8 protein-coding genes and 2 pseudogenes are annotated in these 12,260 nt (G+C 58.3%); 5 read left to right on the forward strand and 5 right to left on the reverse strand.

All coding sequences use genetic code 11. From position 1 onward, the window contains the following. Positions 1 to 82 precede the first annotated feature (82 nt). From CKW13_RS00110 to CKW13_RS24625, 4 genes and pseudogenes are all read right to left on the reverse strand, one after another. On the reverse strand, positions 83 to 1,120 hold the full coding sequence (locus tag CKW13_RS00110) for a hypothetical protein (RefSeq protein ID WP_095105777.1): 1,038 nt from the start codon (positions 1,118 to 1,120) through the stop codon (positions 83 to 85). Between the two features lie 76 nt (positions 1,121 to 1,196). After that, positions 1,197 to 1,541: pseudogene (locus tag CKW13_RS24890) on the reverse strand (methyl-accepting chemotaxis protein); the annotation flags it as partial. Between the two features lie 219 nt (positions 1,542 to 1,760). Continuing rightward, positions 1,761 to 2,537: pseudogene (locus CKW13_RS24895) on the reverse strand (PAS domain-containing protein); the annotation flags it as partial. A gap of 192 nt (positions 2,538 to 2,729) precedes the next feature. Then, positions 2,730 to 2,882, reverse strand: coding sequence for a hypothetical protein (locus CKW13_RS24625; RefSeq protein ID WP_256576478.1), 153 nt, complete (start codon positions 2,880 to 2,882; stop codon positions 2,730 to 2,732). 69 nt (positions 2,883 to 2,951) lie between these two features. Here CKW13_RS24625 and CKW13_RS00125 point away from each other — a divergent pair, with 69 nt between their 5' ends. From CKW13_RS00125 to CKW13_RS00145, 5 genes are all read left to right on the forward strand, one after another. Continuing rightward, positions 2,952 to 4,925: a class I SAM-dependent DNA methyltransferase gene (locus tag CKW13_RS00125; protein WP_095105780.1), complete on the forward strand. Its 1,974-nt coding sequence runs from the start codon at positions 2,952 to 2,954 to the stop codon at positions 4,923 to 4,925. Next, on the forward strand, positions 4,922 to 6,313 hold the full coding sequence (locus CKW13_RS00130) for a restriction endonuclease subunit S (RefSeq protein ID WP_095105783.1): 1,392 nt from the start codon (positions 4,922 to 4,924) through the stop codon (positions 6,311 to 6,313). The genes CKW13_RS00125 and CKW13_RS00130 overlap by 4 nt, the downstream gene beginning before the upstream one ends. Continuing rightward, a complete protein-coding gene (locus tag CKW13_RS00135; protein WP_095105786.1) occupies positions 6,313 to 9,513 on the forward strand; it encodes a type I restriction endonuclease subunit R in 3,201 nt (1,066 codons plus the stop codon). The genes CKW13_RS00130 and CKW13_RS00135 overlap by 1 nt, the downstream gene beginning before the upstream one ends. A 52-nt stretch (positions 9,514 to 9,565) precedes the next feature. Continuing rightward, positions 9,566 to 10,450, forward strand: a complete 885-nt coding sequence (locus CKW13_RS00140; RefSeq protein ID WP_256576494.1) for a restriction endonuclease — start codon at positions 9,566 to 9,568, stop codon at positions 10,448 to 10,450. 438 nt (positions 10,451 to 10,888) lie between these two features. Beyond that, positions 10,889 to 11,689, forward strand: a complete 801-nt coding sequence (locus tag CKW13_RS00145) for an enhanced serine sensitivity protein SseB C-terminal domain-containing protein (RefSeq protein WP_218192041.1) — start codon at positions 10,889 to 10,891, stop codon at positions 11,687 to 11,689. On the opposite strand, the gene CKW13_RS24900 is transcribed toward CKW13_RS00145, so the two are convergent. Beyond that, positions 11,613 to 11,918 carry an Arm DNA-binding domain-containing protein gene (locus CKW13_RS24900; protein ID WP_371856209.1) on the reverse strand — a complete coding sequence of 102 codons (306 nt, stop codon included), beginning with the start codon at positions 11,916 to 11,918 and terminating at the stop codon, positions 11,613 to 11,615. The two genes, CKW13_RS00145 and CKW13_RS24900, sit on opposite strands and share 77 nt — an antisense overlap. Positions 11,919 to 12,260: the final 342 nt, after the last annotated feature.

The raw sequence follows: 12,260 nt of genomic DNA on the forward strand, positions 1-12,260 counted from the left end.
AGGGCACCCAAAGGCAAGAGGAGTGCCTGAGGCTAACGCCCACCGGCAGGGGCGCCCTTGACGTTGGTCAAGAAGGGCGCTTTCAGGGCTGTTGCAGGCTCGGCAACACCGCCCGGCCTTGGGCAGACAGCAGCGGCGCAAGCTGTGCCCAGGGGATGGCCACTTCCACGTCGCAGCCATCGCCGCTGGGGTGGTTGGCCAGCTTCAGGCCCTGGGTGTCGAAGCTCAGGTCGTAGGTGCCATAGCTGGCGGCGCCGGGGCAGTCGGCGTCGGGTGGGGTTTGGGCCTCAATCCATTGCGCGAATTTCTGCGCCATCGTGCTGTGGCCGGCGTAGGGGCTGTACCAGTCGAAGCGCCCGCCGACCCAGGTCCAGGGGTCGACTTTTTCCCCGGTGGCCAGGTTCCAGGTGTGCAGGCCCCAACTGATGCCGCCCGCGCCGGTGCCGGTCTGCCAGCGGTAAAAGTTGACGGTGATCCACTGCGACGACCAGGAGTGGGGCAGCACGCTGATTTCGCTGGTGTACACGGCGCCGCGCTGGCCCAGGGATTCGCGGCGCTCGGCGTTGAATTGGGCGAGGCTCTCGGCGTTGTAGGCCAGGGCCAGCAGTTGTTGGTTGATGCGCTGGATGCCCGGGGTGTCGCCGTCGAGGCGCAGCAACGGATGGCCGTTTTGCGTGCGCACTTGGTAGCCGTGGCCGCGGTAGTCCTTTTTCTCCACCTGCACGCTGGGCTTGGCGGTTTCCAGTGCCAGGGCGTAGGCGTCGCTGGCGCAATCGTCGGCGGCGCGGGTGTGGGGCACGCGGCTCAGGGCCAGGGGCAGGGTTTTGCTGCGGTCGGGGGCGTGCCATTGGCCGCTCAGGCGTTCGCCGTCGGGGCTGTCGAGTTGCCATTGGCCGGTGTTTTCGGCCTCTTGCCACTGGCCGCTGTCGGCTTGCACGGTCAACTGGATCGGCGTGAGGAAGCGCTGGTAGTAGTAACTGGCGTTGTTCTCGGGCGTGGCGTTGAAGCACACGGTGATCGGGTTTTTGCCCAATGTGCCTTGCCACACCCCGGCCAGCGGGTGGGCGGCGGCCAGGAGCGGGACGCCTGCGAGGCAGGCGGCTAGCAGCGGTTTGAACATGGGGCGGGGCTTCCGGTGGTCGGGGGCGGTGGCCAGGGCGGTGAGCCTATCACCGGCCCTGGCGCGGGGGCAGCGGTCAGTCGTGGCTTTCGTAGAGCGAGGAGAAGCGGCCCATGGCGGCGACCACGGTTTGCGCACCGACGTGGATCTGGCTGATGACCTCGCCGGCGTGGGCGGTCAGGCGTGCGCCTTCTTCGGCCTTGGTGCGGCTTTCCTGCATCTGGTTGACGGCGTCTTCGGCCAGGCGACTGTTGTGCTCCACCACCGTGACGATCTCGGCGGTGGCCTTGGCGGTGCGTGAGGCGAGGTTGCGCACCTCGTCGGCGACGATGGCAAAGCCGCGGCCCTGGTCGCCAGCGCGGGCGGCCTCGATGGCGGCGTTGAGCGCCAGCAGGTTGGTCTGCTCGGCAATGTCCTTGATGCCGGTGACGATCGCCTTGATGTTCGACGACTGCTGGTTGAGGTCGGTGAACAGCGCCGAGGCGCCGCGCAGGTCGCTGGCGATGGAGTCGACGATGGCCGCGGCATCCTTGATGACAGCGATGCCGTTCTGGGTGGCCACATCGGTTTGCTGCGAGGTTTTGTAGGCCAGTTGCGCGGCCTCGGTTTCCCGGGCCTTCTGCTCCACCTGGCGGGTGTCGTCGGTGGCCAGCTTGATAACGCCGTAGAGCTTGCCCTGGGCGTCGAACAACGGGTTATAGGTGGCGTTCAGCCAGACGTCGTGGCCGGCCTTGTTGACCCGCTGGAACAACCCGGCGCAATGCTTGCCAGCGTGCAACGCGTCCCAGAACTGCTGGTATTCCACGGTCTTGGTATAGGCCTGGCGGCAAAACAGGCTGTGGTGACGGCCCTGAACTTCGCCCAGGGTATAACCGGTGGCCGCCAGAAAGTTGGCATTGGCAGTAATCACATTACCGTTTAAATCAAATTCAATAACCGCCATGGAGCGGTGCAGCGCTTCTATCAGGCTACGGTTGGCACTTTCCTTTAATACCGGGGCAGTAATGTCCGTGGCGATTTTCAGCACTTTTACAACGTGGCCCAGTTGATCTCTTATTGGGATATAACTGGCTTCCAACCACACATCGGAACCGTTTTTATGCACCCGTTTAAAGCGGTCACTCAGGGTCTCGCCCTCGGCCAAGCGCCGCCAGAACGTGGCGTAGGCGGGGCTGGCCACGTAGTCGGCGGGGCACAGGACGCGGTGATGGCGGCCGCGCAGGTCCTCCAGTGCATAACCCAATACGCCGAGAAAAATCGGGTTGGCATCGATAATCTCGCCTTGGGGGCTGAGCTCCACCACCGCCATGCGCGACTTGACCGCCTCCAACGCACTTTGCATGTCACTGTACATATGATGAACGTCGGCAATTTGCCGAGCACAAGCAGACTTCAGAACAAACATGATTAACCGCATAAGTCATAGAGTGAGCGAACCCGCGCGCGATATTTTTTTATTCGTCTCGCAGGGTAAAGCACGCAAATACGCCACGGTAATGGCTTTTTAATATCTGTATCTTAGCGCTGTCTGGGAAGTTATGCGGGAGTATTTGTTGGCCGGCTAAAAACAGTCGCGCCCGCGGGGTGCGGGCGCGTGAGGGCCAGGGCGTTAGAAATCCCGGCGGGTGGCTGCCCAGATGATCGAACGCCAGGTACTGGGCGCTCGGGTACAGCCGACCACCCGTCCCAGCATCCGCACCAACGCCCCGCGCTGGCCGATAAACAGCGCGCTGAGTTCGTGCTGGCCATCTCCCGTGCTCATCGCCGGGACCGCTTCAGCCCTTTGACGGGGTAGACTTGCGCTTTTGTCAGAACGCTCAGGAGTTATTGCGTGAACACGGAAAATCATTCCCAGACGGCCGCGTTTCTTTGGTCTATTGCCGATCTGCTGCGCGGTGACTTCAAACAATCCCAATACGGGCGCATCATCCTGCCGTTCACGTTGTTGCGGCGGATGGAGTGCGTGCTCGCCCCGACCAAGAATGAGGTGATTAAGCAGACCTTCGCTCAGGAAGGCCGCCCCGATACCGTTCGCGAGCTGATTCTGCTGCGCGCTGCTGACCAGCAGTTCTTCAACGCCTCGCCGCTGACCCTCGGCACGCTGTCCGACACCCAGACGGTCGATGACCTGATGCGCTACGTGCAGGCGTTCAGCAAGGACGCCCGCGAGATCTTCGAGCATTTCCACTTTGAGGATTTCGTTCAGCAGTTGGCGAGTGCCAATTTGCTGTATCAGGTGGTGCAGCGGTTTGCGGCCACGGATCTGAGCCCCGAGGTCATCAGCAACTTCGGCATGGGCATCATCTTTGAAGAACTGATCCGCAAGTTTGCGGAAAGCTCCAACGAAACCGCCGGGGAACACTTCACCCCGCGTGACATCGTGCACCTGACCACCTCGCTGGTGATTACCGACCAGGAACATAAGCTCGCGCCCAACAGCATCGTCACCCTCTACGATCCAACCGCCGGCACCGGTGGCTTTCTGTCCGAGGGTGATGAGTACATTCAGTCCATCAGCGAGAAAGTCAGCGTGTCGCTGCACGGCCAGGAGCTCAACCCCGAGTCCTACGCCATCTGCAAGGCAGACATGCTGATAAAAGGCCAGGACGTGGCCAGTATCAAGCTCGGCAACACCCTGTCCAACGACCAACTGGCCCACCACCGCTTCGACTATATGCTCAGCAACCCGCCCTTCGGCGTGGAATGGAAGAAGGTGCAAAAGCAGATCACCGACGAGCACAGCCACAAGGGCTTCGACGGTCGCTTTGGCCCCGGCCTGCCGCGCGTGTCTGACGGTTCGCTGCTGTTCCTCCTGCACTTGGTCAGCAAAATGCGTGCCCCGCGCGACGGTGGCTCACGCATCGGCATCATCCTTAATGGCTCGCCGCTGTTTACCGGCGGCGCGGGTTCGGGCGAGTCGGAGATTCGCCGCTACCTGCTGCAAAACGACCTGGTCGAAGCCATCGTCGCGCTGCCGACCGACATGTTTTACAACACCGGCATCGCCACCTATGTGTGGATCCTCAGCAACAAGAAAACCGCCGTACGCCAGGGCAAGGTGCAACTGATCGACGGCAGCCAGCACTACGCCAAAATGCGCAAATCGTTGGGCAGCAAACGCCAGTACATCACCGAAGATCAAGTCAACGAGTTGGTACGCCTGTATGGCCGCTTCGAGCACAGTGCGCAGAGCAAAATATTCCCCATCGATGCCTTCGGCTACCGCCGCATCACCGTCGAGCGCCCACTGCGCCTGAACTTCCAAACCAGCGCTGAACGCCTTGGCAAGGTGATGGAAGAAAAAGCCCTGCAAAAGCTCGACAGCACCGCCCAGCAGCAACTGATGGCCGCCCTGCAAGCCATGGACGCCAGCCTGCACCGCAACCGCGAACAGTTCACCAAGCTACTGAAAAAAGCCCTCAACGCGCACGGCGTGAGCCTGAGCGCGCCGGAGCTAAAAGCCCTGCTCAATGCCCTGAGCGAGCGCGACCCCGAGGCGGATATCTGCACCACCAAGGGCCAGCCGGAAGCGGACGCCAGCCTGCGCGACAACGAGAACGTGCCGCTGGGCGAATCGGTGTACGACTACTTCCAGCGCGAAGTCATCCCCCATGTGCCGGATGCCTGGATCGACGAAAGCAAAACCGATGCGCGGGATGGCGAAGTGGGCATCGTTGGTTTTGATATTCCCTTTAACCGGCACTTTTATGTGTTCCAGCCACCGCGCCCGTTGGCGGAGATTGACCGTGACTTGAAAGCCTGCACCGACCGCATCAAGCAGATGATTGAGGGGCTGTCTGCATGAGCTTTCCTAGCTACCCGGCATACAAGGATTCTGGCGTTGAGTGGCTGGGCGACGTGCCGCAGAGTTGGTCGGTTCATTCACTTAAACGTACGGTGGATGGGTGCGTAAACGGTTTGTGGGGCGATGAGCCCGATGGCGAGAATGATATTGCGGTCATCCGAGTTGCCGACTTCGAGCGATCTTTTTCGACTGTTGGGCTCGATAAGCTGACCTATAGAAGTATCACGCCTAAGGAAAGACAGTCGCGACTTATCAAATCAGGTGATTTGCTGATCGAGAAGTCTGGGGGCGGAGAAAAAACGCTGGTTGGCTGTGTTGTTTTGTTCACGCATGGGTTTGACGCCATTACTTCAAACTTCGTGGCGAGAATGCGACCGCTCCCGGAGTTCGATAGCCAGTTTCTTTGTTATGCCTTCGGGAATCTTTACCACGGCCGTGTTAACTACCCTTCGGTCAAGCAGGTTACTGGTATCCAGAATCTTGATGCTGAGTCCTACTTGCAGGAGCGGTTTTGCTTTCCTGCGCGAGTCGAACAAACCCAAATCGCTCGCTTCCTCGACCACGAAACCGCCCGCATCGACGCGCTGATCGAAGAGCAGCAGCGCCTGATCGAACTGCTTAAGGAAAAGCGCCAGGCTGTGATCTCCCATGCCGTTACCAAAGGTCTAGACCCCACGGTGCAGATGAAAGACTCCGGCGTGGAGTGGCTAGGTGAGGTACCGGCGCATTGGGAAGCAAATGCACTGAATAAACTCACAGTAAAAATCACCAATGGTTATGTTGGTCCGACACGGGATATTTTGGTTGAGAGTGGCGTTCCCTACGTTCAAGCCACCCATATAAAAAGAGGTGTTGTTAATTTTGATGACGCTTATTTCGTGACTCCTGAGTGGAGCATGAAAATGAGGAAGTCCATCTTGCAGGAAGGTGATGTTCTGATTGTTCAGACTGGCGCAGGCACAGGGGATGTTGGTGTCGTATCTTCAAGGGAGGTCGGCTACAACTGCCATGCGCTGATAATTTTGCAGGCTGAGAAAAATATGCTTTCTGGCGTATTTCTTGGCCAGGTATTGCAGTCGCGTTTCGGGCAGTCAGTTTTGTATTCGATCAGAACTGGCGGTATGCACCCGCACTTGAACTGTGGCGAGGTTAAGTTTGTAAAGATTCCAGTGCCTCCATTAAGTGAGCAGGAAGAAATATCAGACTTTGTTAAAACATTTTCTGAACAAGCGGAGACGCTAATTATCGAGGCGGGCGCAACAATGGATCTTCTGCAAGAGCGCCGCTCCGCCCTAATCTCCGCCGCAGTCACCGGCAAAATCGACGTGCGCGGCTGGCAGCCACAGGTCAACGCGCCATCCCCCGAATTAGCAGAAGAGGCCGTGTAATGGCGGACAGCAAGGAAGCGCAATTCCAGCAGGACATCATCGACGCCCTGGCCGCCCAAGGCTGGCTAGTCGGCACCGCCTGCGGCTACGACCGGCGCACGGCGCTGTATACCGAAGATGTGCTGGGTTACTTCAAGGACGCCTGGCCAGAGCGTTGGGACAAGTTCGCCAAGGCCACCCCCAATGATCCGGATGGCGTGCTGGTGCAGAAGCTGGTGCGCGAGCTGGAGCAGAGCGGCACCCTGGATGTGCTGCGCCACGGCTTTAAGCTGCCGGCGGTAAAGATCGAGATGTGCAGCTTCCAGCCCGACCACGGGATGAACCCGGACACCCTCAAACGCTACCAGTGCAACCGCCTGCGCGTGGTGCCGGAGGTGTCCTACTCGCCGCATGCGCGTGATGCCGCTAGCGGCGGGCAGAGCTACAACCCACGGCTGGATCTGGTGCTGTTCGTCAACGGCATCCCCACCGCCACGCTGGAGTTGAAAAGCGAGTTCAAGCAGTCGGTGGAAAGTGCCAAGCGCCAGTACCGTTACGATCGCCCGGTAAAAGACCCGCTCACCCGCAAACCCGAGCCGCTGCTGACCTTCAAACGCGGTGCTCTGGTGCACTTTGCCGTGGGCCAGAACGAGGTGGCGATGACCACCAAGCTGGCGGGTAAAGACACATTCTTCCTGCCGTTCAACCTCGGCAGCGCGGAAGGCGGCGCGGGCAACCCGATGCCGGATGACGACAGCCAGTACGCCACCAGCTACCTGTGGCAACGCCTGATGCAACCGGATGCCTGGCTCAAGGTGCTGGGGCGCTTTCTGCACCTGGACAAGAAAACCAGCGAAGGCTTTGACGGCACGCCGGTGACCAAGGAAACGATGATCTTCCCGCGTTACCACCAGTGGGAAGTGGTCAATACGCTGATCGATACCACCCGCGCCGAAGGGCCGGGCAAGCGTTATTTGATTCAGCACAGCGCGGGTTCAGGCAAGTCCAACTCCATCGCCTGGACCGCCCATCAATTGGCCTCGCTGTACGATGATGCCCGTCAGCGGCTATTCAACTCGGTGATCGTGGTCACCGACCGCACGGTGCTGGATAGCCAGTTGCAAAACACCATCTATCAGTTCGAGCACGCCCAAGGCGTGGTTAAACCGATCAGCCGGGATGTCGGTAACCAAAGCAAATCTGAGCAACTGGCCGAGGCGCTGGCTGAGCAGACGCGCATCATCATCGTCACCATCCAGACCTTCCCGGCGCTGTTCGATGCGCTGGACAAGTACCCCAAGCTGGCCAGTGGGCGCTATGCGGTAATCGCCGACGAGGCGCATTCCTCGCAAACCGGATCGTCGGCCAGCAAGCTGAAGCAGATTCTCGGCAGTGATGCCCGCGAGGCTGAGGAAATCAGCGCCGAAGAATTGTTGGACGCCGCCGTACAGGCGCGCCAACCCAATGAGCGCATCAGCTACTACGCCTTTACCGCCACGCCCAAAGCCAAGACTTTGGAACTGTTCGGCCGAGAGCCTGACCCCTCAATGCCACGTAGCGCCACGAACAAACCAGAGCCGTTTCACCTGTACTCCATGCGCCAGGCCATCGAAGAGGGTTTCATCCTCGATGTGCTGCGCAACTACATCACCTACAGCACTGCCTGGAAAATCGCCCACCCCGATGGTGAAGACGATGAGGTGGACAGCAAGAAAGCGCGCATCAAGCTGGCGCGCTGGGTGCGTTTGCACCCCTACAACATCAACCAGAAGGTTGAGGTGATCGTCGAGCACTTCCGCGCCAACATCCGCGCCCTGCTCAATGGCCAGGCCAAGGCCATGGTCGTCACCAGCAGCCGCCAGGAAGCGGTGCGTTATCAGTTGGCTGTCAAGGCTTATGTGCAGCAGATGGGGTACAGCGATGTGCACCCGCTGGTGGCGTTCTCCGGCAGCGTCTTGCCGGATGAAGTGATACCCCAAGAGGTGACGGAAAACAGTAGCCTGCTCAACGCCGGCCTTAATGGCCGCGACCTGGCGCAGGCCTTCGATACCCAGGATTTCAACGTGATGATCGCGGCCAACAAGTACCAGACCGGCTTCGATCAGCCCAAGCTGTGCGCCATGTACGTGGACAAGAAGCTGCAAGGTGTGGACTGCGTGCAAACGCTGTCGCGTTTGAACCGTACCTTTGGTGACAGCAAGGAAACCTTCATCCTCGACTTCTTCAACCAGCCGCAGGACATTCTCGATGCCTTTTTGCCGTACTACACCAAAGCCGAGCTGACTGACGTGACCGACCCGCAGATCATCTATGACCTGCACAAGAAGCTGGATGCCGAGGGCATCTATCACTGGCAGGAGGTCGAAGCGTTTGCCATGGCCTTCTTCGACTCCAAGGCGCAAGCCAGCAAACTCAGTTATTACTGCGCGCCGGCCAAGGAGCGCTTTGCCACGCGTTACACCTTCTCATTGGAGGCACGCCAACACGCGCTGGATTACAAACGCACTGCCCAAGCTAATGGCAATAGCGCTGGCTTGAAAAAAGCCGAGCATGCGCTCAAAGAGGCTGGCGAGCAGGTTGACCAGCTCGACCTGTTCCGCAAAAACCTACAAAGCTTTGTGCGCCTGTATGAGTTTCTTTCGCAGATCGTGCCTTATGAGGATCGCGAACTGGAGCAGTTGTGCGTGTACGCCAAGCATCTGCACCCGTTGCTGCGCGTGGATCGCCTGCTACAAGACGATGTGGATGTGGGCGAGTTGCAACTGAGCCACTACCGCCTGAGCAAACGCGCCGAACACCAACTGCGCTTGAGCGAGGAAGCAGGTCAATACACCCTCAAGCCCGGCAGCGATGTGGGCAGCGGTAAGCCCCATGATCCGGAGAAGAAGCGCCTGTCGGAAATCATCGAAGCGCTGAACGATATTTTCGGTGCCGAAACGCAAGATGACGATCAACTTCATTTTGCTACTGGCATCACTCAGCGTCTTTTGCGGCAGGATGACTTGATGGCGCAGGTGAATGCTCACTCGGTGGAGCAAGTGATGCACGGCCTGTTACCCAAGCGCGTGCTGGACACTGTATTGGACGCCATGACTGACCACGAGAAACTCTCGTTGGAAGTGCTGGATAACGAAACGAAGAGCCGGGCGTTTGCGCTGGTGATTTGGAAGATGCTGAAGACGGCGGCGGGCCTCGAAGAGAGCGGCTCGCTCTGCATCTAAGCGGAAACAAGGTTAGGGAGTAACGATTGCAATTCCGGATTTTCAAAGCGTGATGCGGCCGGTGCTGGCTGCCGTGCAGAACGGTGCGCCGCTGCCGCTCAATGAGTTGCGCGAGCGGGTGGCCGATCAGTTCCAACTGAGCGAGGAAGAACGCAAGGAACGCCTACCCTCCGGCCATCAGACGATCATCAACAACCGTGTGGGCTGGGCTCGCACCTATTTGAACAAAGCGGGGCTGCTGTGCATTCCCACCAAGGGCATGGTGCAGATCACCCCGCGCGGCCTCGATGCCTTGGCCAATGCTCCGCAGCGCATCACGGTGGGCTGGTTGAAGCGCTTCCCCGAATTTGCGCACTTTCACACGGCGAAGCCGCAATCGGTCGATGCTCCCGCCGTGCTGAGCGCCGACATGGCCCAAACCACACCGGACGAGCAGTTGGCCGAGGCGCATCAGGCGCTGGTGCAGTCCCTCGCAGACGAGCTACTGGCACACGTGCTAGCAGCCCCATCCAGTTTTTTTGAACAGTTAGTGGTCGATCTGATGATCGCCATGGGTTATGGCGGCTCACGCAGGGAGGCCGGCAAAGCGACCCAGGCGACCAACGATGATGGGATCGACGGCATCATCAAAGAAGACAGACTCGGCCTCGACGTGATCTACCTGCAGGCCAAGCGCTGGACCTACACGGTGCATCGTCCGGAGATCGACAAGTTTATCGGCGCACTGACCCGCCAGCGTGCACGCAAGGGCGTATTCATCACCACCTCGGAGTTCTCCGACGGCGCCCGCACCGCAGCGCTGGGGCTGGATATCAAAGTGGTACTGATTGACGGCGTTGAACTGGCGCAACTGATGGTGGAGAACAACCTGGGCGTGAGCGTTAAACAGGTGTACGAAGTGAAACAGCTCGACAGTGATTACTTCGCGCAGGAGTGATGTGCCGTGCTGCTGTTTGCCTACGCCATAAAACTGGCAGGTTTCGATGAGCGCTAAGTGCCTGATTATATGGTTTGTTTAGTTTTGTTGAGGGAATTAAAGAATCATCTGTAAGTAACTTCTTTAAATGACTTTATTGTTGGATTTCTATGAAAGTTTCCGCGCCCACGTATTTCCGATGAGCGTACTTAAGGAGTTAAACTGGCGGCCTGAGTTTATCGTTCCTCGGCAAGGCCAGAACCCATCAACCACCTGCGGGCATTAACGGGTGTTGGTCGGAGCAGCACTGATAAGGTAGTGCTCTCCTTGGAAAACCGTTCAGGGTGCTCTGCGTATGCTTCCGATTTGTTACCCTGCGGTTCTTCCTGTTTTCACAGCCGTATGGAAAACTGTGCGCTCTGCGCCTCTCACTTTTTGTCTGTTTTGTTGGGACTGCCGATGGACATCATGGATACCAAGCAAGAAAACCTCCTCGAAAAATTACTCAGGCTGGCGACAGATGAACCGGCCCATCGACCTGACTTTTTCAGGGCTCTGTTGAATTCCACTATCTACGTCGTTGGCACTGCCGGCACTGGCGAAGGTCAAGTTCACCTCGAGGCGAATAGCAACATCAGTATCGCGCAATGGCAAAAGCCTGACGGCTCTGTGGTTATCCCGTTTTTTTCTTCGCTGCAAGCACTACAAAGATGCATAGATAGCGAAGACTCCTACTTGGAGATCTCGGCCAGATCGTTTTTTGAAGTCACACTGGGCACCCCTCTTTTCCTCAATCCAAAGTCTCCCTGCGGGAAAGCGTTTTCCCCCCAGGAAGTACGCCTTCTGCTCTCCGGCGAGATTGGCCAAAAGCCGGTACCGCACACGGTCGAAACAGACACCCAAGTGCTGCTCGGACAGCCGTCGCAATATCCGTCGAAGATGGTCAACTCGCTCACACAATTGTTCGCCAAACATCGCAACGTAAAGCGTGCGTTCCTGGCGTTGATGCACGAACCATCGTCTGGTCAAAATCCTCATCTGGTTATTGGTATTGAAGCGGACGGAGATATTGAACGGGTCATGCGCGAAGCCGGCACCGTTGCCGGGGATGCCGTTTCGGCTGGCGAACCCGTTGACCTCTGTCACGTTCACGAAGGGGAACCAGGCCTTAGCGATTACTTCCTCAAGCAAACCGCACCCTTCTATGAACGAAAGCCGGCACGCGGGCTGAGTTCATTGTTTGGCTTTGGCAAAGAGTGATAGAGATCAACACCGTGCTAACTGCCGAGCATGCCTGTGAAGTCGTGCCTGGCCTGTTTGGCGGCGTCATGAGCGATGGAATCTTGGCCGTCGGCTGAACACAAGCGTCATCGCGCTGGCGCCGAGCATCCCGCAAGCCAGCCTCGGGATAAACGCTAAGAGCCAGGTGTTTTTCCTTTCCCAGAAAGCAGTACTTCAAGCGCCAGTAACGGCCTGCGTTGGGATGCACTTCCAGGTACAAGCTCTGTTCGTCATACAGCCATAGGGCTTGTCCTGAGGCTTTGCGTTGCGGCAGTTGGTGTCTTTCAGGGGCATTGGGGGCACATCGCTCTCCGAGCGAGCTGATGAGCGTTTTATGCCCCCATATATGCCCTCGTCAACCGTGGGATGCCCTGGCATCAGGTGGGAAAACGCGGGCAAGAAAAAAGCCATAAGGCTTTGATTTCTCTAGGCTTTACGGCTTTTCTGGGTCTTTCTGGGAAGGCAAAATGGGCCGGGGTCGTTTGAACGTGATCAATAGCTCATTGATATATAGTGTTTTATTTGTTAGGTGAAGGTCTTGGCATACAAG

The sequence above is a fragment of the Pseudomonas sp. Irchel 3E20 genome, from assembly GCF_900187645.1.
Taxonomy (GTDB): Bacteria; Pseudomonadota; Gammaproteobacteria; order Pseudomonadales; family Pseudomonadaceae; genus Aquipseudomonas.